Source organism: Flavobacterium sp. 2755 (genome assembly GCF_031455715.1).
Lineage (GTDB): Bacteria > Bacteroidota > Bacteroidia > Flavobacteriales > Flavobacteriaceae > Flavobacterium.
This window is the reverse complement of record NZ_JAVDTG010000010.1, coordinates 22056-46851: the sequence shown is the minus strand read 5'-3', so window position 1 is coordinate 46851 and position 24796 is coordinate 22056. Positions and strand designations below refer to the sequence as shown.

The window sequence follows — 24796 nt, the reverse complement described above, 5'->3', positions numbered from 1 at the left end:
TAAAAAACAATCAATTATGGCAACAACTTACAAAACGCCTGGAGTATATATTGAGGAAATCGTAAAGTTTCCTCCTTCTGTTGCCCAGGTAGAAACAGCGATTCCTGCTTTTATTGGATATACCGAAAAAGCTACAAAGAAAACTGAAGGTGATTTAATTAATGACCCTACCAGAATCACTTCTTTACTTGATTATGAGAACTATTTTGGTACAGCCTATCCGGAAAAAACCATATCTGTAAATATAACCGATGTAGAAATTGGCGGTAAAATACAACGAGATATTGTAGTAAATCAGCCTAGTTCTCCCAGCACTTTTTTAATGTATTATGCATTACAAATGTATTTTGCAAATGGCGGCGGACCATGCTATATTGTTTCTGTAAACACTTATGAAGATGAAAACAACAATCTAAACACGATCTCTTTTTCAGATTTAAAGGATGGTCTTGATTTATTGAGAAGTGAAGATGAACCTACACTTCTTTTATTTCCAGATGCTGCAGGATTAGCCAGTGATAATGATTTTTATGAATTATATAAAAGTGCATTAACACAATGTCATGATATGCAGGACCGATTTGCCATTATTGACACTTATCGAGATGTAGAATATGAAAATGACGATACTGAACTTGTTTCGCCAATAGACGAAATAAGATTTAAATTGAATCAGGAAAAAGATTATTTAAAATATGGGGCCGTATATTTTCCTTATTTAAAAACTATTCTCGATTATAAATATGATGAAAATTCTATTTTAATTAATCATATTTCTTATAAAAAAGATGCTGTGCCAATAGCCCTTGGCGAACTTAATGAAGCCAGTACTGCACTAACTCCAGTTATAGCTGCTTTAAGAACTATAAGCGATGCTGATGTCAATGCTGTGAATGATAACATAGTGGGTGCCATTCCATCTATTTTAAAATATACACAAGATCCTGCAGGTTATAATAATACTAATGCTGATTTTACTGTAGCAAAAACAATTCCTGCTTTTACAACTTTATTAGATGCCTTAATTGTTCAATTAAATAATTTAGTTGAAATCAAGAAAAAAATTAAAAATGCAGCCAATTCAGCTATTGCATCTGTGGAAGAATTGTCTACAGCAGATGATAACATCATTGTAGCACTTGCTGCTTTTGTTGGAGGGTTTGAAGGCAACAATAAAATTGAAAGTGTCTTAAAAAACATAATCGATCTTACTGCAAAAATCAAAAATGCCGATACTAATGCAAAAGTATTAAGCTTAGTAAAAACAAATGCTACTAATATTATTACCGAAGTCAAAAGACTAATAGACTACACTCCGGTTTTAGGATTACCTAGCAATACTCTGGTAATCAATCCCGATGTATTTCAAAATATGTCTTCACAAGTTACTGCAATAATCGCAGCAGTCTCAACTGTAAATGTATCTGGAGTAGATGTTAATAATGGTGCAATGAATGGCAGATTTCTGGCTGATATTGAACCTTTAGAAAATGCATCATACAACATCATTAAATCAGAAATCGCAGGTCTTCCTATCACATTGCCGCCTAGTTCTGCAATAGCAGGAGTCTATGCAAGAGTAGACAGTGACCGCGGCGTATGGAAAGCACCGGCAAATGTAGGCTTAAACTATGTGATTAAACCATCATTAAAAATAACAAATGGCGATCAGGACAACTTAAATTTTGACACTACTGCAGGTAAATCGATTAATGCTATCAGAAGTTTTACCGGCAAAGGAACCTTGGTTTGGGGATCAAGAACCTTAGCTGGTAACGATAGCGAATGGCGTTATATACCAGTTCGCCGTTTCTTTAATATGGCCGAGGAATCCATTAAAAAAGCAACCGAACAATTTGTTTTTGAACCTAACGATGCCAATACCTGGATAAGAGTAAGAGCTATGATTGAGAATTTCTTAATTCTGCAATGGAGAGCCGGAGCATTAGCCGGAGCAAAACCAGAACAAGCATTTTATGTTAGAATTGGACTTGGGCAAACCATGTCGGCTGTAGATATTTTAGACGGTAAAATGATCATCGAAATCGGAATGGCAGTAGTTCGTCCGGCAGAATTTATCATTTTACGCTTCTCTCACAAAATGCAGGAATCTTAATTAATATATCAACATTAAAAAAATATAGATCATGAGTTATCCACTACCAAAGTTCCATTTCTCAGTTGACTGGAAAGGAACAAAAATAGGGTTTACAGAAGTTTCTGGATTAGATGTAGAAACCGAAGTCATTGAATACCGTCAGGGAGCAAGTCCCGAATACAGCAAGATCAAAATGCCCGGCATGCAGAAATTCTCTAACATCACATTGAAAAGAGGAACATTTGCAAGCGATAACGAGTATTACACTTGGTGGAATACGGTAAAACTAAATACCATAGAAAGAAGGGACATTACCATCAAATTACTTAACGAAGATCACGAACCAGTGATTACCTGGAAAGTAAAAAACGCATGGCCAACTAAAATTCAATCGACTGATTTAAAAGCCGATGGAAATGAAGTTGCTATCGAATCAATGGAATTAGTTCACGAAGGTTTATCTATTCAAAATGACTAGTCATGGCTAACTATTACCCACCTGTCGGTTTTCATTTTTTAGTTGAATTTCAAGGTCTTGGTTCAAAAGAAAAAGACCATCAATTTCAATCCGTTTCTGGTTTGTCTGTAGACATCGAAACCGAAGAAATTGCCGAAGGTGGAGAAAATAGATTCAAGCACAAACTTCCGGTAAAGACAAAATATCCAAACCTGACTTTAAAAAGAGGGATTCTGATTGATTCTGTTGTAATTGACTGGTGCAGAGATGCTATCGAAAATTTTTCTTTCAAACCTGTAAACCTGACTGTTAAACTACTCAATCAGCAGCATCAGCCTTTAGTTTCCTGGAACGTGGTTCACGCCTACCCTGTAAAATGGGCAGTTGAAGATTTTAATGCCGAAGAAAGTAAGCTTGTTGTCGAAAACGTTGAGCTTACCTACAATTATTTCACCTTAATTAAAAGTTAGTCATGCCAATAGAAATAAAAGAGCTTCACATTAAAATTAATGTAAACGAAGGATCAAAGCAAGCACCTCCTCCAAATGCTCCAAAAAGCAAGGATGAAGATCCGGTGGCAGAATGTGTAGAGCAAGTAATGAAAATCATCGAACGTAAAAAAGAACGCTAAGTCATGCCTGGAGAATTAGAAAAACTAAAAGTCACTGCTTACAGTGACCCGGAATTCAACAACAAGATTGCTGATGGCGAATTTTCTACGCTTATGAATCCGGAAAAATACACCTATCATTATAAAATTGAAACAGATGAAACGCAGGCTTCGGGAACGAGTACTGTTTCTCCAAGGTTTAATAAAAAATTACCTGAAAACCTGGAGCTTGATTTTGTTTTTGATCGATCGGGAGTAATTAACGGCTTTGCAAGCTCAGACGATGGTATTATCGATGACATTGAAAAATTCAAAAAAGTTATTTTGGATTACAATGGAGACGAACACAAGCCCAATTATCTCATTATTTCCTGGGGAACATTGCTTTTTAAAGGTGCTTTGACCGAAATGGATGTAGAATTCAAACTCTTTAAACCAGACGGAACTCCGATAAGAGCCGTTGCAAAAGCAAAATTTCAGGGTTTTGTTGAAGACAATTTAAGAGCAGCAAAAGAAAATAATAAATCGCCCGATTTAACACATTACAGAACCGTTAAGGAAGGCGATACATTGCCCTTAATGTCTTATCACATTTATGGCGATTCTAAGTATTATCTGGAAGTAGCCAGAGTCAATAACATTGTCAATTTCAGAAAATTAAAAACCGGACAAAAACTATTTTTTCCACCATTACAAAAACAATCCTGATGAACAATAGCGGAGTCATACAAACCAGTAAAAGTGCTGATTTAGTAACACTTAAAATTTTAATTGAAGGAACAGAATTATCAAACACCTATCAAGTAAAAAGCGTAGTGGTACAAAATGAAGTCAACAGGATTCCTATGGCCCAAATTGTTCTGGTAGATGGAGAAGCCTCTGAAAGAGATTTTAAATTGAGTAATGAAGATTTATTAATTCCGGGGAAAAAAATTGAAATAAGTGCCGGTTATCACAACGATGAAGAAACCATTTATAAAGGAATCATCATCAAGCATTCTATCAAAATAAAAAGCAGTGCCTCTTTATTAATTATCGAATGCAAAGACGAAGCGGTAAAACTGACCATTGGCAGAAAGAGCAAATATTTTTATGATGTAAAAGACAGCGAAGCTTTTGAAGAAATTATTGATGCATACGGATTAGATAAAGATGTCGAAGCAACCAATTTTAGTCACAAAGAATTGGTTCAATACAATACATCCGATTGGGATTTTATCGTTTCAAGAGCGCAGGCTAATGGTAAACTTTGTTTTGTTGAAAATGGAAAAATCACCATCAGTAAACCCAACGTTAGCTCCTCGCCTGTTGAAACGGTCACTTTTGGTTCATCTTTACTTGATTTTGATGCCGAAATTGATGCCCGTAATCAATTTGCAAAAGTGTCTTCGTATAGCTGGAATTATACTGATCAGGAATTAGTAGAAATTGAAGCCAGCGATCCGGCCGTGAGCCTGAATGGTAATCTTTCTGTTTCTGATTTGTCTAAAATTATCGATCATGAAAATCTTGAATTGAGACACGGCGGAACCATTACCGAAGTAGAACTTCAGGATTGGGCCGATTCTAAATTACTATTTCAGCAATTATCAAAAATTCGCGGAAGAGTCAAATTTCAAGGTATTCCGGCAGTAAAACCAAATACCATAATCAAGCTCGAAGGCGTAGGCGATCGGTTTAATGGAAATGCTTATATCACAGGCGTTTTTCACGAATTAGCCGAAGGAAACTGGACAATTGATGCGCAATTTGGATTAAATCCCGAATGGTTTTCTGAAACATTTGACATTCATACACCAACTGGCTCTGGAATTATTCCGGCCATAAAAGGGCTTCATGTGGGAATCGTAACACAGCTCGAAGAAGATCCCAACGGCGAAGACCGAATTTTAGTAAAAATTCCCATTATCAATAATGACGAACAAGGCATTTGGTGCCGCGTAGCTTCGCCAGATGCGGGAGATAAAAGAGGTGTTTTTTTCAGGCCAGAAATTGAAGATGAGGTAATTATTGGTTTTGTCAACGAAGATCCAAATAACGCCATTGTTTTAGGAATGCTCCACAGCAGCGGAAAACCGGCTCCAATTACAGCTTCTGATGACAATCATCAAAAAGGAATTATAACCAGAAGCGAAATGAAAGTTTTGTTTGATGATGAAAAAAAATCAATCGCAATTGAAACTCCGGCCGGAAAAAAAATAACACTCGATGAAGATCAGGGCATTATTAAAATTGAAGATGAAAACTCAAACATAATCACGATCGACAGCAACGGAATAAAAATGGAAAGCGCAGGAAATATTGAATTTAAAGCTACCGGAGATGTAAAAATCGAAGGAACAAATGTTTCCATAAATGCCAGCGCACAATTTAAGGCAGAAGGAAGTGCAGGTGTAGAAATGTCATCTGGAGCTACTGCCATCTTAAAAGGAAGTATTGTACAAATAAATTAAAGTTATGGGAGCACCAGCCGCCAGAATTGCAGATATGCACGTTTGCCCAATGGTTACCGGAACGGTTCCGCATGTGGGCGGCCCAATTTTACCTGCCGGCGCACCAACCGTTTTAATTGGCGGAATGCCAGCCGCATGTGTTGGCGACATGGCCACTTGTACAGGTCCGCCAGATAGCATTATTGCAGGTTCATCAACAGTATTAATTGGAGGAAAACCTGCCGCACGCATGGGCGACTCAACCTCACATGGCGGTACAATAGTAGCCGGATTACCAACTGTATTAATTGGTTAGTTATGGAAACAGAACAAGATTTTTTAGGAACTGGATGGAGTTTCCCTCCTGAGTTTAAAGCAAACACAAAAGAGGTGACAATGCTTAAGGATGAAAGCGACATTAAAAGCAGCCTGGAGATTTTGCTTTCAACTAAAATTGGCGAGCGCATTATGCAGCCCAAATACGGCTGTAATATGGATGAGCTCTTGTTTAATCCATTGAACCGAACTTTAAAAACGTTTGTTTCTGAATTGATTAAAACGGCGATTCTGTACCACGAACCCAGAATTGATGTTGAAAAAATTGACATTACAAAAGGCGACGATTTGAACGGCGAATTATTAGTACTTATTGATTTTAAAGTACGCGCTACCAATTCGAGAATAAATATGGTTTATCCATTTTACCAACAAGAAGGAACCAATTTATAAATTGTTAAAAGATGAGTAATTGTAATACAATATTGAGTGTTTTGACTTCTAATGGCAGCGACCAAAAGCAACGCTATCTCAACGCGTTACAACCCGAAAACATTCGTCTTAATGATTTTGAACTGACTGATTGGGTTTTATTTGCCCATAATTTTTCTGAATACGTAAATTATTTTGAAACCTCTAACCCCCAAAAACCATCGGGCGACTGGAAACCTTTTTTTGATTTTTTTAAATGGAATGGCGACAAACCATCTATAGAAAATCAATTAAAGCTAGACCGTGTTAAAAAAGAACTGGCTGATTTAATTTCAGAAAATAAAAAAGAGTATGCCATTACGCCGCATTTAACTCTGTTCCTTACTTTTTTAATGCTTTTAGAAAACAGCAAAAAAAGATACAACAACCTTACGAAACGTCATCTGGATTTTTATTACAACCAGATTCTGCATATTGATAAACTGCCCGCCACGCCAGATAAAGTATACCTGATTTTTGAATTGGCCAAAAATGCCAGTCAGGAAAAAATTGAAACCAAAACCTGTTTTGACGGCGGTAAAGATGCTCTGGGCAAACCTAGAAACTACTATTCAAGCAATGAATTAATTGCTAATAAAACAGTAGTTTCTTCATTAAAAAACATCTATAACGACGTCGATACAAAAAAAATAAAAGCAAGTCCAATTGCTAATTCTTACGATGGTTTAGGCAAAGCATTTCCGGATAAAAACAACATCCAATGGTGGCCTTTTGGTTATATTGACAAAACAGGCCTTTTACCAGAATTACCTAATGTCGCTTTTGGTTTTGCAGTTGCCTCTCCTATTCTGATTTTAGCCGAAGGAAAACGTAGCATTCAGTTTAGTTTTACTTTTCAAAATAACATCACTGCTATAACTACTGCTATTATTAAAGAATGTTTAAGCATTCAGTTAACTACAGCTAAAAAATGGCTGGAAGTTACCGAAATTTCATCCTCATTAACCATAAAATCGGATGCTGTATATACGACTTCTGTCAGCGGAAAAACAATGAAAATTGCTTTTCTATTAGATGAAAATACAGACGCTATTACAGGTTATGATCCTAAAGTTTATGGTGAGGAATTTGCGACTCATTTACCTGTTGCAAAATTCAATCTGGATATTACAAAAACCAACGGATATGATTTATATAAATCATTGGCACAAAATAAATTAGAAAACATTGTCATTAATATTGATGTACAAAATATTAAGAGTGCAGTTTTAGAAAACGATAACGGCAGTATCAACGCCGCAAAACCATTTTTTCCATTTTCCCCACAACCTGTTCCGGGTTCTAATCTTCTTATCAAATACAACGAAGCTTTTTCTAAAAAATGGGAAAATGTAAACGTTGATATACTTTGGAAAAATACTCCAGTCAATTTCGTAGAACATTACAAAGCTTACAAAACCTCATCTGTAAATACTATAAGTGTAAATGACTTTAAAACCAGTGTTTTTGATGGAACTACTTTTGTAACTACTGGCGGAATTGTAACTTCTAATAATTATTTTCAATATAAATCATCCATTTTATCTAATAATATCTGGCAGGATTACGGTGCTGCAGCCGTTTTATTTACAACATCAAATCCGTTTAAAACAAGCTTAAACATAAGTAATACCAATTATATAACTGATAAAAACGGACAAATAAGACTAACATTAACGACATCATTCCTGCATGATCTGTATCCTAAAATTTACGCTTTGGCACTTTCTGTTAAAAGTAAAGATGTTGTAATTCCAAATGAACCTTACACCCCGCTGGTTGAAAGTCTTGTGCTTAATTATACCGCTTCAGAAACAACTAAATTTTCAGCAACAGGAGCAGAAACATTAGAAGGAATTTATACTCAAAACAAAGCAAAATTATTCCAAATTCACCCTTTTGGATATGCAGAAGAACACAGTTATTTAAAATCCCTTTTAGATTATGTAGAAAACGAAAAATCATATTTGCTTCCTACTTACTGCAAAGGCGGAGAATTGTTTATTGGCCTTGAAAATGTGCAGGAATTACAGCAAATTACATTACTGTTTCAGGTGTTAGAAGGAAGTGAAAATCCAACGGCAGCCTCTTTTACCGGAAAACAAAAAATAGAATGGTCTGTTTTAGGCAATAACGAATGGAGAATTCTTAACTATTCTGATATTTTACTAAATGAGACCGACAACTTATTGCAATCGGGAATACTGAAATTCAACTTACCAAAAGAAGCCACACAAAACAATACAAGACTTCCTAAAAATTATATCTGGTTGAAAGCCAAAATGCATAAACAATATGATGTGGTGTGCAAAATAATCGGTATTCATTCACAGGCGGTTTTGGCCTCTTTTCAAAATAATGCTAATGATTTAGCACACCTAAACACCGGATTAAAAGCAGGAACTATTTCAAAACTGCTTCAAAGACTAAGCAACGTAAAATCGGTTGCACAGCCTTACAACAGTTTTGATTATAAACCGGAAGAAGCTAACGAAGATTATTACAGAAGAATCAGCGAACGGCTTCGACACAAAAACAGAGCGGTCACCATGTGGGATTACGAGCACATCGTACTGCAAAAGTTTCCGGAATTTTACAAAGTAAAATGCTTAAATCATACTTGCAACTGCTCGTATCAATCGCCAGGCAATGTAACGCTGGTAGTAATTCCAGACACGGTAAACAAAAACGTGTTTGACATTTTTCAGCCACGGGTAAGTACGGCAACGCTTAATAAAGTCAAAAAACATATTGATCAATTAAACTCGATGCACGTAACTACTTATGTAATTAATCCACTTTATGAAGAAGTTCAGGTCGATTTAAAAGTAAAATTCAAACCGGGTTTTGATGAAAATTTCTACTTGCAGGAACTCAATGCTGATATTATTAAGTTTTTATCGCCTTGGGCGCTCGACAAAAATGTTCCCATCACATTTGGGGTCTCTATTCACTCTAGCGTGCTCATTAATTACATCGAAAAATTAGGTTATGTAGATTATCTGCAAGATGTAAAGCTGTTAAAAGATGGCGCTTTATCTGATAAAGTTGTCGTTCCGTCCAATCCAAAATCGATTTTAGTTTCGGCAAAAAGTCATATAATCAGCACTGATGTCAAAAAATGTACTGTTACAACCATAGAACCACAAGAAGAATGTCAACTGTAAACCAACATATCAGCATCCCAAAAAACGTCAGTTCTAATGATGACATGAGTTTTGACTTCCTTCGAAAAAAAGGAATCGAGTACATTGAATCGTTAGGAAGCCAGTTTTGGACCGACTATAACACACACGATCCCGGAATTACAATTCTGGAAGTGCTTTGTTATGCCATTACCGATTTAGGTATGAGAATCAATCTGCCTATCGAAGATTTGTTAAGCAATAATACTGCGCCAATTAACGAACAATTTTTTACAGCCTCTGAAATTTTACCCATGCAGGCTGTTACGGCTCTTGATTACCGAAAAATTTTAATTGATATTGATCCAAACATCAAAAACTGCTGGCTTCAAAAAACGACCAAAAATTTATTCATCAATTGCAAAGAGGCTAAAATTTCACTTAAAAAAGAAGATTTCATAGGTACTCCCGATATTTTTATTAAAGAAACTAAAATTAAAGGATACTATAACATATTAGTTGATTTTGAAGAAATTACTATAGCAGAGAAAAACCTGCTAAAAACTAAAATAATCGAAAAATTTCACGCAAACAGAAACCTTTGCGAAGATGTTTTAGAAGTAAGCGAAGTACAAATTCAGCCTATTGCTGTTTGTGCCTTGATCGAACTTGAACCAGAAGCGAATGAAGAATATATTCATGCCTTAATCACTTTTGAACTCGAAAAATACCTGTCGCCGGGCGTTACCTATTATTCGTTAGCAGAAATGTTTGATAAAGGCTATTCAAGCGATCAAATTTTTGAAGGCCCTCTTTTAGAAAGAGGTTTTATTGATACTGCAGAATTAGAAAATTCGTCGTTAAGAACCGAAGTCCGCCTTTCTGATATTATGCAGATTATCATGAACATTGAAGGTGTAAGCGTAATCAAAGATATTTCTTTAAACAATTGCGAAGCCATAGAAACGGAAGGAAGCGTTTGGAATATTTGCATTCCGGCCAATAAAAAACCAAGCCTTTGTCAAAAAAGCACGTTTAACTTTAGCAAAGGCGTTTTGCCTGTGACAGTGAACAAAGTAAAAGCAAAAAAATATCTGGAAGAGTTAAAAGAAGATCTTGCTTATTCACAGCTAAATGCAGCCAAAAACAAAGAACTGCAAATACCGCATGGCAAAATTACAGAATCTGATTTCTATACCAGTATCACCAACAATTTTCCCGAAAATTATGGTATTGGCGAAATTGGCCTTTCTGAATCTGCCAGTGAAGAACGAAAAGCCAAAGCCAAACAACTAAAAGGATATCTGCTGTTTTTTGATCAAATTTTGGCGAGTTACTTCAAACATCTAAGCACCGTTAAAGAATTACTTTCCATCAACGGTGATTTGGAAAACACTTATTTTACTCAGGCTATTGGTGATATGACAGGTTTTGATGAAATTGTAAATGATACCTATCTTTCAGCAAATGAAGAAAAACTGGACGAATTATTATTTAGTCATCTCGACGATTCTATTAAAAGACAAAACCAAATAAAAGACCACCTTATTGCACGATTTGCAGAACGATTTGCAGAATATGCTTTCTTGATGAAATCATTGTATGGCGCTTCTTCTGATGAAATCGTACTTCAAAATAAATCTGATTTTTTAATCAATTACGATACCATAAGCAGCAAACGTGGCAGCGGGTTTAATTATTTCAACCAGCCTGTGTCTAATTTATGGAACACTTTTAATGTGACCGGATTAGAAAACCGAATTGCCGGTTTATTAGGAATTAAAGGCGATAAAAATCCCGTTACGGGCAAACGAGGAATTAAAAGAAAAGATATCTCTGGTTTGTTTGTACAGCTTTATGATCCGAGTCCAGGCGTAACTCCCAATCTTTTTAGATGGAGAATAAGAAACAGTGCCAATGAAATCATTTTAACCGCAACCGAAGATTATGAAAATCAATTGAGTGCGATTAAAGAAATGTATTTCGCAATCCTCAAAATTTACGAAACCAGCGAAAAACAAATTGAACAGGCATTTGAAGAGCTTTTTGAAGACAGAGCCAACGGAATTGCTTTTAAAGATACCGTTATCAACACTTTTGAAGTAATTGAATCAGATACGCATAAATATTCTTTTCACATCGTTAACCCCGAATTTGTAGATGACATCAGCAATCCGGACAGAATCATCGCACGTCAATATGAACTCTATCTCACATTAGAAGAAGTAAAAACAGCAATGCTCGATTTGCTTATTTTCTTTAAAGAAGAATTCAGCGACGAAGGTGTTTTTCTGGTAGAACATATTCTGCTGGTTCCCAACCCTAACGAAGTAATTGATGCAACGTATTATATGCCTATATGTGCAGACGACTGCTCAGATGGTTGCTGTATTCCCAATCCGTATTCGTTTAAAATCAGTGTGGTTTTACCGGGATATACCTATCGTTTTGCGGATGTTGATTTTAGAAATTTTGCCGAAGACGTTATTCGGCAGGAAATCCCATCGCACATTTTGGGTAAAATCTGCTGGATTGGTTATCGAAAGGATCAGATTACCCCAAAAGACAATGACTTACTCGATTTTGAAGCAGATTTCAAAAAATTCCTGACGGATAAAACGCAAAATAAACAAGATGCTTTACCAAAATTCATCAAGTCATTATCAAAATTAAACTCTGTTTATCCTACCGGCACCTTATACAATTGTATAGATGAAGAAGAAGATATTTCAGGAAAAATAGTATTAGGAAGAACAAATTTAGGAACAATATAAAAATACAAGGTCATGGCAGCAAAACTTACCACCATTACAGGACAATATCATAGTTATGTAGCAGATCAGGTGTTGACACACTATCAGCTTAACGAAACTATTGATTATTTTGATGACCAAAATCGATTAAGCAGAGTCTTTCTTACCGGTACAGGAATTGTTTGCGGCTTTCAGGTTTCAACAAATCCCGGCTACTCGACCGTAACTATAACTCAGGGAAACGGAATTACTACTGATGGTGATTTGATAAAATTATTCGTAAAACCTTCTACTCCTGCTGATATAGCATTGGCAACAGCCCTTAAACAAAAATTGATTTCGATTGATATCCCAAAAATTGATTATAAAAGCTATAAAGTTTTTGATATAGATAAAGGTAATTATCCGCATTTTAAAAGCGGTACTGCAATGTTACCTATGTGGGAATTACTTCCTGAAAAAACAGGCGCTTTAGAAACCGGTGAATCTCTGCTGACTAGTTTTCCTGATTTAAAAAATCATGTTGTTCTTCTATACCTTGAAAATTATACTAAAGAGGCCACTTTATGTGATGAAACCGATTGTTCTAACAAAGGCGGCGAAGAAGTTTTTAACTTACGTGTACTTGTAGTAAGCCAGGCAACTGCTAATATTATTATTAGCAAAACCAGCACGCCGCAAAGAGATCCACTTTACAGTAAATATGATGTTTTTGATAAATACAGTATGCTTGACGAATTGGGCGTAAAAAAAGTAATCCCAACATTCAACAATACCTCAACTGCTGCTAAAATCAAACAGCTTTTTAATACTGTTGTCAATGATGTTTCGTTTAAATCAGAATTACTTGCCAATTTAGCTACTGTGCTTATCCCCTTTGGTTATGTAACTCAGCTTGCTGCGATTAACACCCGCTTCAATGCACTGTTTACCATTGACCCAAACAATATTCCGGCAGATATTCATTATCGCTACGATTTATTAAAAGATATTGTGGCAACTTACAAAGAACTGAAAGATCTTTTTTTACAGCTAAAATCAGAATGTAATCCGCCGATAGGTTCATTTCCAAAACATTTATTATTAGGACTTGTAGAAGAAAATAATCGATACAAAAATTACAGACACCAATTTTATAAAGCGTCTGCTTTAGACCACAATAAAACATTTAGCAATTTTGACTCTTTAGTTAGAAGGCTTAAAGGCATTTTAGATAATTATCTGGTAAATGCAAACAGCGTTAAAATTACACCATCAAAAACAATAGGTAAACTAGGTACAAAATCAGTTCCGTATTACTATAATGTTGATGATAATTTACTGCATGCCTGGGATTTTGAAAAAAGCACTCTTTATAATCATCAAGCCAATTTTAGTTATCATACCACAAATTTGCTCAACAGCGATTACATCAAAACTCCGTTGAGTTTTTGCATAGACGACCATGATTTTTACCGAATTGAAGGCTATCTAAACGACAGCGTTGATGACGTAAAAGCTTTTTTAATCGCAAAAAGAATAGAATTTGGGCTGGATTTCGATTTTTATATTATGGATGTTGTTGAAAATGCAGCCGATTTAAAAATCTTATTCAACACTAATTATTCTTTCGAACATAAAGCCGGGGTTAAAAAAGGAGGTACTTTATTACTGCTAAAATCAGGAACTACTTTGATAACCGATTTTGCTATTGATGGAAAAATAAATCCAGACAGCGGATTGGGCTGCTGCACCATTATGGGCTGTTTATACCCATGGATCAGCTCGCTGCGCTATATCAATAATTTATCACGAAGTTTAAGAGGAAGCAGAAGCGACAAAGTTGATTTGCCAACTCATTACAAACTAAGTGTAAAAAAATATACCATAAATGGCGTTAATTTAATTACAGACAGAGTTTTAATAGATATTCCGTTAGATCAGCTTCTTGCCCGTCGTTTGCACGTGGTAATGGAAACACTCAATAATCGATTCCCTACCGGTCTTTTATTTGATTTTATTGAAGAAGAGAAAAAACTTAGAATCATGCGTCTTGAAAAAGACACTTTTGAATTTGAAGTTCAAGATATTACACTTTCAAGAAATGCTCCAACGTATACATTTACACAAAACGGAGTGACCAAAAACGGTAAAGTTTATTCTTCAAATAAAATAACCTGCGCCATCATGAATTCGCATAAAGCAGAAATTTATAAAAAAATCCATGCTTATTACGATCCTATCAACAAGGACGATGATGATTTTGGACGCTTTAATGACGATTGGGATAAATTCGAATATTTAAGAAGCCAGCTACGATTCCATGAAGAAACCAAATCGTTTATAAGATTTCCGAAAATTTTCGACGACTATTACACTATTCCGGTAATTTATAATAATCAGCAAAATGAGGACACAACTGTTGCCGAAGAACTATTAAACATTGCTCAGGAAATTGTTAGAATAGACGATAATTATAATGAAATTTATATTGGCGGCGACTGGACCAGTGGTAACTATGTAAATACTACTATGCAGTCGTATTATCTGGAAAATTACACAGACACAAACGATGAGCTGGTATTGTTTATGAATTTAAGAACAAAAATTCATAACGAATCAAAAGTGAGCAAATACATGATTCACATTGATACAACCAGAAATGTAAAACTTTCTGATTTTGAAGAACTATTTACCAAATATGCTAAAAAAGCAGAATTCTATTTTTATAAACCTACCAATGGTAATTTTATTAAGATAGAACAAAATCGTTTTTCTAAAGATGGAAGTATCAAAAAAAGGGTTTTGGTTAACAAACAAAAAATAACCAAATCTCCTATTACCAAAAAGGTAACTAAACCTGTTATCAAAAAAACACCTGTTACTAAGAGAACACCAAAGAAACCGGGTGACACCAAATAAAAAAGCTTGAGACGAATGCCAAAACTGGCAAATCTCAAGCTTTAATGGGGAGCTGCTATCAATTACGACAACTATCTTTTCCCAGTATAACCTTCACGGTCAGATACAAATGTAGGAAAAAATTTTATACAAACAAATAAAAATGAATAAAATTTCACATAGCATTCAAAAAGTTTTTTTAGAGATAGACACCCCCTCAATGGCGATGGCTAATTCTATCAAAAACAACCTTGCTGTGTTCCTTCAAAATGAGGTAATCCCTATTTTAGAAAAGCAATTTAATTCAATTAAAAATATTGATAATCAGATCATTCAAATAGAAAAACTAGAAATTAATCTAGAATCCATTATAGGTAAAAACGATGTTTCATTTTCTAATAATCATATAAAAAACCAAATCGAAAAAGAGGTTCAAAAAGCATTAAATGAACTGCAAAAAACATCAAAAAACGAAGATAAAAGAAGCTCTGAAATTCTTACAATTTCACCCGAAGACAAGGACCTGAAAACCTTCCTTTATTTTATAGAAAATGGCAGTATGCCGTGGTGGGTTTCTAATGTAAATGAAGTAGAATTTTTCAAAAAAATCACTTCTGAACAATTAAAAAATGATGTTTTCAAGATTGCATTCAAGAGATTAATAGAGCAGAAAAAAGTTCAAAACCGAATCATAAACCAGTTTTCAAATCAGGAAATTGCATTATTGAGTTCGGCAGTTTTTGGTTTAGAAAAACAGCAAAAAGCAGTCTCAAAAAACATTTTAATAAAATTACTGCATCAAAAAACACATGCTTTTAAAGCGGCGTTCTGGCAGTTGATTTTTGATTTTTGGGTGGAAAAAAAACCACTCAGCCTCATCAAATTTTATTATAAAGAACAATCTCAATTTTCAGCTGATAAAATCATTTTTGAAGATTTTATTGAAAACATAAAAACGTTCGTACCACTTGATTTTACTACTGAAGAGCTGATAAAAATCAAAAAAGATTATTTGGTTTCTGAAAAAGAAAAACCAACTATAAATATAAAACCCAATTCTGATACAATAAAAGAAGAAACTAAATCAGAATTAGAAACTCATTTAAAAGAGGAATCTGCAATTGAAGATGATTATCAAGAAGATAGTACAAATTCTAAATCGTGTTATGTACAAAATGCAGGTTTAATCATTTTGCATCCCTTTTTAAAAGAAATGCTAAAAAGCTGTGATTTAATTGATGATAATAATGCTCTTTTAAACAAAGAATTAGCTGCGCATATTTTGCATTATGCGGCTACAAAAAGAGAAAATGACTACGAACATTTGATGCTTTTTGAAAAGTTTTTATGCGGAATACCTCTGCAGCAATCCATACAAAAAGAAGTCAAAATTGAGGACAAATACAAACAGCAAGTAGAAGAAATGTTAGACTCAGCAGTTTATCATTGGTCTGCCTTAAAAAATACATCTACAGCTGTTTTAAGAAGTGAATTTCTTCAAAGAGAAGGAAAACTGGATTGGAGTGAATCGAATCCAAAACTAACTATTGAACGAAAAACACAGGATCTTTTATTAGAAAAAATTCCGTGGAATATCAGCATCGTTAAAATTCCGTGGATACAAAAATTAATCTACACCCAATGGTAAAATTATATTGTTATGAGAGCATTTGAACAACGAAAAAAAGACAGTCCTGCAAACACTAGTTTTTTTGGACCCAAAATTCAGAAAAAACTAAAAACCGGAACGGCTGGAGATAAATATGAAGTAGAAGCTGATAGTGTAGCAGATAAAGTGGTTAATAATACCTCGTCAGGAGGCGGACTTTTGCAGTCAAAAGAGCAAATACAGCAAAAACCAATTTCAGAAAGCATCTCTACAGTTCAGGCTAAAGACATGAAGGAAGAAGAAAAACCTGTTCAAAAAAAATCTGATAAAAAAGAAGAAGAAAAGCCTGTTCAGAAGAAAGAAAAAGAAGAGGAGAAACCGGTGCAGAAAAAATCAGATAAAGAAGAAGAAAAACCTATTCAGGCCAAGTGCGCCGAATGTGAAAAAGAAGATAAAGTACAGAAAAAAGATAAAAAAGAAGAAGAAAAACCGGTTCAAAAGAAAGGCCAAAATTCAGGAACTGAAATTGAAAACAATGCCTTAGAAGAAAAACTCGACAGTTCAAAAGGAAGCGGGACCGGATTAGACAAAAAAACGAAAAGGGAAATGGAATCTGGTTTTGGTTCTGATTTCAGTAATGTAAAAATCCATACCGATGCTAAGGCAGTTCAAATGAGTCAGGAATTAGGAGCTCAGGCTTTTACCAATGGCAATGATGTTTATTTTAACGAAGGAAAATACAATCCCGGTTCTAAGGAAGGAAAACATTTACTGGCACACGAATTAACGCATACCGTACAGCAAACCGGAGCCGTACAAAAATCAATTGATCCTAATGCAAATGCTTCTGAAGATTTAGAAGCAGCTCGTTTTCAAGGTAATTACAGGTTAGAACAAGCACATGATAATTTAGATTATCTCGCCGTAGGATCTAAGGGTGAACCAGTACAAAAAGTACAATCGGGTTTGATGGACTTAGGATATAGCCTGCCAAAATTTGGTGCTGATGGTGATTATGGCAGTGAAACTAAAGCCGCCGTTCTCAATTTTCAATCCGATAATGATTTGACTTATGATGGTGTTGTGGGTGTACAAACCATTGGGCGCTTAGATGATATTTATGTCGGAAAAGACAAAGGAAAAAATAAAAAACCTCCAAAAAAGGAAAAGAAAAAAACGTGTGACATCGCTAATTTATTTGACTTTTCATCAGAACCAGTTCATATTGAGCCATTGGAGACTACTAAAGACTGTAAACTTTTTACCATTTCATTAAAAACAACCAAAAAGAAAACAGAAAATGTGTGCACAACATACAGCGTGGTAATTACAGATTCTGCAGGAACAGTTGTGCAAGGCCCAACATCATTTCCCGTGGGAGGACGTGTCGTTTTTAATTTCACAGGAAAAAAAGTAGATGTTTTCAATATGTCTATTTCAACACCATCGACATGTGGTGCTGAGGCTTTTATTGGCAAGGGAAGAAAACACAGACAATAACAAAATGAAGTACAATTAACAATATTATGAGCGCATTCAACCAAAGATTAAAACCAAATGCTTCAGAATCTTCTCCCTTTAATTCAAGAAAGGGTGAGGATTTTTTTGGCGTTCAGGCAAAACTCAATGTTGGAAAATCGAATGATAAATATGAAGTTGAAGCCGATACTGTCGCCAATAAAATAGTATCCAATTCTTCCAAAAAATCAGCAGAACCTTTCTTCTCCTCTTCTACTGTACAAAAAAATCAGGCTCCGGAAGTTCATAAAAAAGAAAACAAGGAAAATGAAATTCAGGAAAAACCACTGGCAGAATCAATTACGCCTGTAGTACAATTGCAGCCCATTCAAAAATGCAATTGTGAAGAAGAAAATGTTCAGAAAAAAGAAGGAGATGAAGCTGAGGCCGATACAGCAGTTAATTCTAATTTTGAAAGCCAGCTGAACAGCTCAAAAGGCGGAGGCAAGGCACTTTCTAACGATACTAAAACAGAAATGGAATCAGGTTTTGGTGCTGATTTCAGCAATGTTCGAATCCATAATGATTCCAATGCAGTACAAATGAGCCAGCAAATTGGAGCGCAGGCTTTTGCCAATGGAAATGATATTTATTTCAATGAAGGAAAATACAATCCAAACTCACAATCAGGCAAACACCTTTTGGCGCATGAGCTAACACATACTGTTCAACAAGGAAATAAAGCAAAACTTCAAAGACAAGAAGTTCCTCCAGAACCCGCTCCTCCACCTAGAGTTGAGCACAGAATATCTACAATGTTAAGTTCTCTTATTGAATGGGAAGCAGCCGGATTATTGAGTGCGCCTTATTTACCTTATGATGTTCCTACAATACCTCAAATTCCTGTAACACAAGAAGAAGCTGCTTCAATGGCAAGTGCCGCACCTGCACTTCTTGCCGGATTAACGGCTCCATCTGCCGCAGCCGCAACCGGAACAGGAACAAGTGGAGCTGCAGCTACAGGTACAACTGCATTAGAAACTGCCGCCGCAAGATGGGGTTCAGCATCAGTGATTGAAGGTGGAGCTGCACTTGCAGAAGGAGGAGCGACAGTTGCTGCAGGCGCAGAGGCAACTTCTGTACTTACCCGAATAGCAATGTTTTCTGCCGAAGCTGCACCGCCAGTTGCTTTTTTTACAATTTTATTATGGCCAACCTCTACCGCACCTCGCTGGATGGATGAATTAAATCCTATAACAGGAGGTCCATACGCATCTCCAAGAGAGTATGATTGGGTCAATCGTTTATCTCCTAATCAAAGAGAATATTTAGACTATTTAGGCAGAGCCAGAAGACTAACGCCGAGAACAAGCGGAGACGAAGAAACGGATCCAAGAACAGATATTATTCCATTACCGGATCCGGCACCACAGCCAGAAGAAGATGACGATAGAACAGGGTGCAAAAGCAGAGAGATTACAAGATTGGGAGGACATGCCAGACATGATGCTTATGCAACAAAAGTTTCGGGCAGATCATTTGATTTTAATGTATGGCCAGGGCCTCCATTTTCGGCTATTAACTATGACGGGCAAACAAATCATACAATTGTTTGGGAAGTTAAAGTTGGTTTTGGCTGGTTCTTTAATCCCGCAATGATTAGTCTGCGAGATCTCACATTGGCAAGATTTGATGCTCAGAAAAATTTTGGTGTTTTTGTTGCACAAAGATGTGCTTTTTTTCACGTTTGGTCTATTCCGGATCGCCATGTTGCTTTCTTACTTAATACACGCTGGGGAGGTTATCCTCCTGTTTTAAGCATTCCAGAATAATGAGAAAAGAAGATTTTACATATATACGATTCAAAATTCTAAGCAGAAAAGAATCTGTTTTAGAATTATCAAAAAAAATTCTAGCCGTTATAAACGAGCTGGAAAAACATAATTATGAGAAAAAAATTGTGAAATATCTTGGAGATCAATACATCCAAAATGGAATTACCTCAAAAGAAATTCACACTTATCTAACTAAAAAACAAGAAGATATAACTGTATTTAGCAATGAAACCAAAGAATTTAACCTATTTCTTACTGAAGAAATATGCGGAGACGAAATCTATGATTGTTTATGGTTTTCTTTTAATGCATTAATTCCCGGTTTTCCCAAAATACCAGATTTAAAATCCCTTTTAAATTTACTAAAAAGTCTGTTTATAAGCTTTAAAGGAATCTATGCTTATACTGAAGATGAAGAAATACTTCAGGTATATTTTGCACAAAGAAGCTATGACAAAATTTTGTCACAATTACCTTTTGATTATATAGATTTCCTTCCTAAACCAGATTTAGATTTTACTAATCGTTTTAATATTCCTTCTCATTTTTCAACAAATGAAATCAATATTAGTGAAGTTCCAAACGGTTTTTGGTGGATAAATTTTTTAAGTAAAAAGCAAATAGAAAATTTAAATCTAAACAGCACAATTAATGATTGGCATTATACCGAAGTTATTAATAATGAATATACGCTATACGTCTTATCAGACACATTTTTAAACCTAAATAATAAAGAGCATTTACTGAAACTACAAAATTTAATTCATAAAACAGCTTTAATTACCATACAAGAAAAATCAATAAAATGAGTGTTTTTGCCAAAAGTACAGCCGGAAAAAGCAACCTCAATCCTCATAACAAAGGAAATGAGAGGGATTCTTTTTTTGGTGTTCAGGCAAAACTCAACATTGGAAAATCAAATGATAAATATGAAGCCGAAGCAGACAGGGTAGCAGATACCGTTGTAGCAAACAAAAAAACTGCTCCAGAGCCTTTCTTTGCCACTTCAACTACTATTCAAAATAAACTTGGCGGTGAAAATCATCCGGAAAATAAAAATAATGGTATCCAGAAAAAAACAGTTCCAGAGGGAATTTCACCAGTTGTTCAGCCAAAATTAAAAGTAGTTCATAACAAACAGGCCGGAACTGCTGCAGGATCTTTTTTCACTCCTTCGCCAGTTATTCAAAACAAACGCGCTAACGAAGTACAGAAAAAAGACAATTCTCAAAAAGAGGTTCAAAAAGAAGCCGCAACAGAGAAAAAAGTTCCTGTTATTCAGTTAAAATTAGAGAAAGAAGATTCCGTACAAAACAAAATAGAATCTCCTAAACTGAAAGAAAAAACAACTACTTCTAAATCTTTGGTTCAACCCAAAAAAGAAGAAGATATTCAGAAAAAAAATGCAGTTGAAAAAGCCGAAACTCCAAAAAATAAAACTGAATCTGTAAAAACCGAAACTCCAAAAAATAAAGAAACACATCTTGCTCCAAAACCATTAATACAAAAGAAAAAAGAAGAAGAAATTCAGGCCAAGGAAGAAGAGGAAATTCAGGCTAAAGAAGACGAAAAAGAATTGCAGATGAGCGCTGCTGCAGATGCAAACCCTTCTGACACTTCAAATCTAGAAAGTACTTTAAACAGCAGTAAAGGCGGCGGTGCACCATTATCCGGAAAAGTAAAAACTGAAATGGAATCTGGCATTGGGGCTGATTTCAGCAATGTCCGTATTCACAATGATTCTACTGCAGTTCAAATGAACCAGCAGCTGGGAGCACAGGCTTTTGCAACAGGAAATAATATTTATTTTAACGAAGGAAAATACAATCCAAATTCGCAGGATGGTAAACATTTACTTGCCCACGAATTAACACATACTGTTCAGCAAGGAGCGGCCATTAGAAAAAAAGCAGAACCTATATCCCCAGCTCCCGAAATGATTCAGGGTTCGTTCCTGGATTTAGTTCCAAATTGGATCATTGATGGCGCGCGACACATTCCGGGTTACACACTTTTCACCGTTATTATTGGTTACGATCCGTTGCGACAAATTGATGTAGAACGAACTCCAATTAATCTGGTTGAAGGCTTAATGGGACTTGTTCCTTTTGGCACAGCCATATTCGACAAACTTCAGGAATATGGAATATTGCAGCAGGTTTTTGATTGGGTAGAAGGAAAATTAGGCGAACTGGGATTAACGATCGACAGTATTTTAGATTTGGTTGAAGATGTTTGGCACGAATTATCATTTCCTTATACAGGTATAATTGATTTAGTTACTGAAAAATTTAATGAAGTAATTGACAGAATAACTTCTTTTGTAAGTGCAACTGTAGATCAGGTTATTACCTGGATAAAAGAAGCTTTAATTGGTGTAGCAGAACCTATACTGGCAGAAAATAAAGCTTGGTCATTAATCAAAAAAATAATTAAATACAACCCGTTACGCGATGAGGCAGTCAACGCCACAACGGTCGAAATATTAGAAGATTTCTTAATACTGATAGATAAGCAAACAGAACTTGAGCAAATGCGTGAAAAAGGCACGCTGCAAAAAACTGCCGACTGGCTTGACACTCAGGTTGGAACTTTCACTTCTTTACTTGGCGAACTTCGCGGACTTATAACGGCTGCTTGGGATGCTATTCAACCCGCAAATTTGGTCAATATTGCTGATAATCTTTCTGCACTTGCAGATCAGGTAGGAGGATTTCTGCAAAGAGTTTGGGATTTTGCCTCTGGCGTGGCACTCAAAGTATTAGAACTTGTTAAGGATTCCTTATTAGCATGGCTTTCTGAGCAGGCTGCTACTGTTAGAGGTTATTCGCTTGTTAAAGTGATTATTGGAAAAGATCCTTTTACACAAGAAGCTGTACCTCGCACAGTTCCAAATTTAATACGAGGATTTATGAGCCTTATGGATGGCGGAGAAGAACAATATGCACAAATGGTTGAATCTGGCGCAATAGCCAGAATTGTAGGCCAAATTGAAGCTGCAGTTGCAACTCTCAACATGACGCCACAGTCGATAATACAGCTCTTTACTGATATTTGGGATTCTATGAGTATCGATGACCTCATTCATCCGATAGATGCTTTCATGAGAATTATCGAAAAATTTGGAGAACCTATAGGACGATTAATCGCTTTTGTGGCAGAAATTGTCCGAATCGTTATTGTAGCTATTCTCGAAATCATGAATTTCCCATTTGACCTCATCGGAAATATCATTACAAGAGCATTAGAAGCTATTGATGATATCAAAAAAGACCCAATTGGTTTCTTGAAAAATATACTGCGAGCACTCAAACAAGGATTTATACAGTTCTTTGACAATATTGTAACCCATTTAATAAATGGTGTAACAGGCTGGCTTATGAGTGAGTTAAGAGATGCTAATATTCCAGTACTTACTGATTTCTCTTTGCGCGGCGTTATTGCCTGGGTATTAGAAGTACTGAATATCTCAATGGAAAAAATTTGGGAAAAACTAGCTGCTCATCCACGTATTGGCCCTGCAAGAGTTGCCAGAATCCGCAGTATGATTAATACGCTCGAAGGTATTTGGACATTCATTAAAGATGTTCAGGAACGAGGCATGGCTGCCATTTGGGACAAAATACAAGAGCAGCTCAGTAATTTATGGAATACCGTTCTTGATGCCGTGAAAAACTTTGTCATGGAACGTATTGTAAATAGAATTACAGCCAGACTTTTGAGCATGTTAGACCCAACGGGAATCATGGCGGTGATAAACGGAGCTATGGCTTTCTTTAATGCGATACAGAGTTTTATAAAATACCTGCGTGAAATGCTCGAAGTTGTCAACTCTTTTGTAAATGGGGTTGCAGATTTAGCCAGAGGCAACGTAGCAACAGCTGCAGATTATCTCGAAAGAACTATGGGACAAGCCATGCCGGTTGTGATAGGTTTCTTAGCAAATCAGGTTGGTTTAACTGGTATTGGGGCAAGAATTGGCGAAATGATTATTTCTGTACAACAAATGGTTGATGAGGCCTTAACTTGGTTAGTAAATCAGGCTGTCGACAGAGGAATGGCATTGTTGGACAGAGTAATGGGAAATAGTGGTGCAGATGGTCTAACTGCTGTTAGACAAAACCTTCATCAGGAAGAGCAAACTCATTTAACAAACGGAGGAATAAGAAGAGAAGATGCGCAGACAGTAGCTCAAAATGTAGCAGCCAGAAACAATACGTTAGTAAATTCAATTCAAGTAGTTGATGGTGGAACCAAATGGAATTACAATATTATTCAAAGAACCGAAGAACCTAGCAATCTTCCAAAAGCTGATGCTGGTACTGAAGGATGTACCATGGAAACTAACTTATATACTACTTTGGACGATTTATATATAAAAGTAAAAAATGACAATCCAACTGCAACTAGAGTAGTACAAGATGGAGGCTGGAATATAGAATATGATGTACCTACATCCTATCACAATGTTATGGCAGGAGCAGATAGAATTACAAGAATTAGAGTTGCGAGGATACCTTGTGCTGTACCCGGACATGAATTTCATTATGAATATAAAGGTGAAGTCGCAGTGCTAGACGCTCAAACTCACACAAGAAGAGGTGCTGATCCAAGATCTCAGAGAGAAGAAAACAGAACACGAGATGCCGAAGAAAGAGAAAGAAGAGAGCAAAAACGGGATCAAGAGGAAGAAGAAGATGGTGGAGGCAGAGGCGGAAATAGACGTGGAAACAGAGGCGGGAACAGACGAAGATAATTTGAATAATTGTTAAGAAAACCTGCAAAAACAAAA

The 24796-nt window shown here is 35.8% G+C and carries 16 protein-coding genes; all 16 read left to right on the top strand.

Features of this window, described 5'->3' with window-relative positions; genetic code table 11:
• Positions 1–16 precede the first annotated feature (16 nt).
• The 16 genes from J2Y38_RS20140 (at position 17) to J2Y38_RS20065 (ending at position 24760) form a co-directional block, all read left to right on the top strand.
• Positions 17–2116: a phage tail sheath C-terminal domain-containing protein gene (locus J2Y38_RS20140; protein ID WP_309846110.1), complete on the top strand. Its 2100-nt coding sequence runs from the start codon at positions 17–19 to the stop codon at positions 2114–2116.
• 31 nt (positions 2117–2147) lie between these two features.
• Positions 2148–2576, top strand: a complete 429-nt coding sequence (locus tag J2Y38_RS20135; RefSeq protein WP_073488721.1) for a phage tail protein — start codon at positions 2148–2150, stop codon at positions 2574–2576.
• Positions 2577–2578: 2 nt separating this feature from the next.
• Positions 2579–3025 carry a phage tail protein gene (locus J2Y38_RS20130; protein ID WP_309846108.1) on the top strand — a complete coding sequence of 149 codons (447 nt, stop codon included), beginning with the start codon at positions 2579–2581 and terminating at the stop codon, positions 3023–3025.
• Positions 3026–3027: 2 nt separating this feature from the next.
• The gene (locus tag J2Y38_RS20125; RefSeq protein ID WP_167369511.1) at positions 3028–3186 is read left to right on the top strand and encodes a DUF5908 family protein; all 159 of its coding nucleotides are present in this window, start codon (positions 3028–3030) and stop codon (positions 3184–3186) included.
• 3 nt (positions 3187–3189) lie between these two features.
• Positions 3190–3873, top strand: coding sequence for a LysM peptidoglycan-binding domain-containing protein (locus J2Y38_RS20120; protein WP_309846105.1), 684 nt, complete (start codon positions 3190–3192; stop codon positions 3871–3873).
• Complete coding sequence (gene vgrG, locus J2Y38_RS20115; protein WP_309846103.1) at positions 3873–5618, top strand: type VI secretion system tip protein VgrG; 1746 nt, start codon at positions 3873–3875, stop codon at positions 5616–5618. Before J2Y38_RS20120 ends, vgrG begins: the two co-directional genes overlap by 1 nt.
• Before the next feature lie 4 nt (positions 5619–5622).
• Positions 5623–5913 (top strand): PAAR domain-containing protein, encoded by a 291-nt coding sequence (locus J2Y38_RS20110; RefSeq protein ID WP_073488729.1) that lies wholly within the window; start codon positions 5623–5625, stop codon positions 5911–5913.
• Between the two features lie 2 nt (positions 5914–5915).
• A complete protein-coding gene (locus tag J2Y38_RS20105; protein ID WP_309846100.1) occupies positions 5916–6326 on the top strand; it encodes a GPW/gp25 family protein in 411 nt (136 codons plus the stop codon).
• Positions 6327–6337: 11 nt separating this feature from the next.
• A complete protein-coding gene (locus tag J2Y38_RS20100) occupies positions 6338–9511 on the top strand; it encodes a baseplate J/gp47 family protein (RefSeq protein WP_309846097.1) in 3174 nt (1057 codons plus the stop codon).
• Positions 9466–12243 carry a hypothetical protein gene (locus J2Y38_RS20095; protein ID WP_309846095.1) on the top strand — a complete coding sequence of 926 codons (2778 nt, stop codon included), beginning with the start codon at positions 9466–9468 and terminating at the stop codon, positions 12241–12243. Before J2Y38_RS20100 ends, J2Y38_RS20095 begins: the two co-directional genes overlap by 46 nt.
• Before the next feature lie 12 nt (positions 12244–12255).
• Positions 12256–15123, top strand: a complete 2868-nt coding sequence (locus tag J2Y38_RS20090; RefSeq protein ID WP_309846094.1) for a hypothetical protein — start codon at positions 12256–12258, stop codon at positions 15121–15123.
• 142 nt (positions 15124–15265) lie between these two features.
• Complete coding sequence (locus J2Y38_RS20085; RefSeq protein ID WP_309846090.1) at positions 15266–16750, top strand: contractile injection system tape measure protein; 1485 nt, start codon at positions 15266–15268, stop codon at positions 16748–16750.
• 12 nt (positions 16751–16762) lie between these two features.
• Entirely contained in the window at positions 16763–18211 is a 1449-nt protein-coding gene (locus J2Y38_RS20080) for a DUF4157 domain-containing protein (RefSeq protein ID WP_309846088.1), read from the top strand.
• A gap of 26 nt (positions 18212–18237) precedes the next feature.
• On the top strand, positions 18238–20001 hold the full coding sequence (locus J2Y38_RS20075) for a DUF4157 domain-containing protein (RefSeq protein WP_309846086.1): 1764 nt from the start codon (positions 18238–18240) through the stop codon (positions 19999–20001).
• Positions 20001–20813, top strand: a complete 813-nt coding sequence (locus J2Y38_RS20070) for a hypothetical protein (protein WP_309846084.1) — start codon at positions 20001–20003, stop codon at positions 20811–20813. The genes J2Y38_RS20075 and J2Y38_RS20070 overlap by 1 nt, the downstream gene beginning before the upstream one ends.
• Positions 20810–24760, top strand: coding sequence for a DUF4157 domain-containing protein (locus J2Y38_RS20065; protein WP_309846083.1), 3951 nt, complete (start codon positions 20810–20812; stop codon positions 24758–24760). The genes J2Y38_RS20070 and J2Y38_RS20065 overlap by 4 nt, the downstream gene beginning before the upstream one ends.
• Positions 24761–24796: the final 36 nt, after the last annotated feature.

Coding starts and splice junctions, on each gene's coding strand:
- J2Y38_RS20140 (WP_309846110.1), top strand. CDS start 17: ATGGCAACAACTTACAAAACGCCTGGAGTATATATTGAGGAAATCGTA.
- J2Y38_RS20135 (WP_073488721.1), top strand. CDS start 2,148: ATGAGTTATCCACTACCAAAGTTCCATTTCTCAGTTGACTGGAAAGGA.
- J2Y38_RS20130 (WP_309846108.1), top strand. CDS start 2,579: ATGGCTAACTATTACCCACCTGTCGGTTTTCATTTTTTAGTTGAATTT.
- J2Y38_RS20125 (WP_167369511.1), top strand. CDS start 3,028: ATGCCAATAGAAATAAAAGAGCTTCACATTAAAATTAATGTAAACGAA.
- J2Y38_RS20120 (WP_309846105.1), top strand. CDS start 3,190: ATGCCTGGAGAATTAGAAAAACTAAAAGTCACTGCTTACAGTGACCCG.
- vgrG (WP_309846103.1), top strand. CDS start 3,873: ATGAACAATAGCGGAGTCATACAAACCAGTAAAAGTGCTGATTTAGTA.
- J2Y38_RS20110 (WP_073488729.1), top strand. CDS start 5,623: ATGGGAGCACCAGCCGCCAGAATTGCAGATATGCACGTTTGCCCAATG.
- J2Y38_RS20105 (WP_309846100.1), top strand. CDS start 5,916: ATGGAAACAGAACAAGATTTTTTAGGAACTGGATGGAGTTTCCCTCCT.
- J2Y38_RS20100 (WP_309846097.1), top strand. CDS start 6,338: ATGAGTAATTGTAATACAATATTGAGTGTTTTGACTTCTAATGGCAGC.
- J2Y38_RS20095 (WP_309846095.1), top strand. CDS start 9,466: ATGTACTGTTACAACCATAGAACCACAAGAAGAATGTCAACTGTAAAC.
- J2Y38_RS20090 (WP_309846094.1), top strand. CDS start 12,256: ATGGCAGCAAAACTTACCACCATTACAGGACAATATCATAGTTATGTA.
- J2Y38_RS20085 (WP_309846090.1), top strand. CDS start 15,266: ATGAATAAAATTTCACATAGCATTCAAAAAGTTTTTTTAGAGATAGAC.
- J2Y38_RS20080 (WP_309846088.1), top strand. CDS start 16,763: ATGAGAGCATTTGAACAACGAAAAAAAGACAGTCCTGCAAACACTAGT.
- J2Y38_RS20075 (WP_309846086.1), top strand. CDS start 18,238: ATGAGCGCATTCAACCAAAGATTAAAACCAAATGCTTCAGAATCTTCT.
- J2Y38_RS20070 (WP_309846084.1), top strand. CDS start 20,001: ATGAGAAAAGAAGATTTTACATATATACGATTCAAAATTCTAAGCAGA.
- J2Y38_RS20065 (WP_309846083.1), top strand. CDS start 20,810: ATGAGTGTTTTTGCCAAAAGTACAGCCGGAAAAAGCAACCTCAATCCT.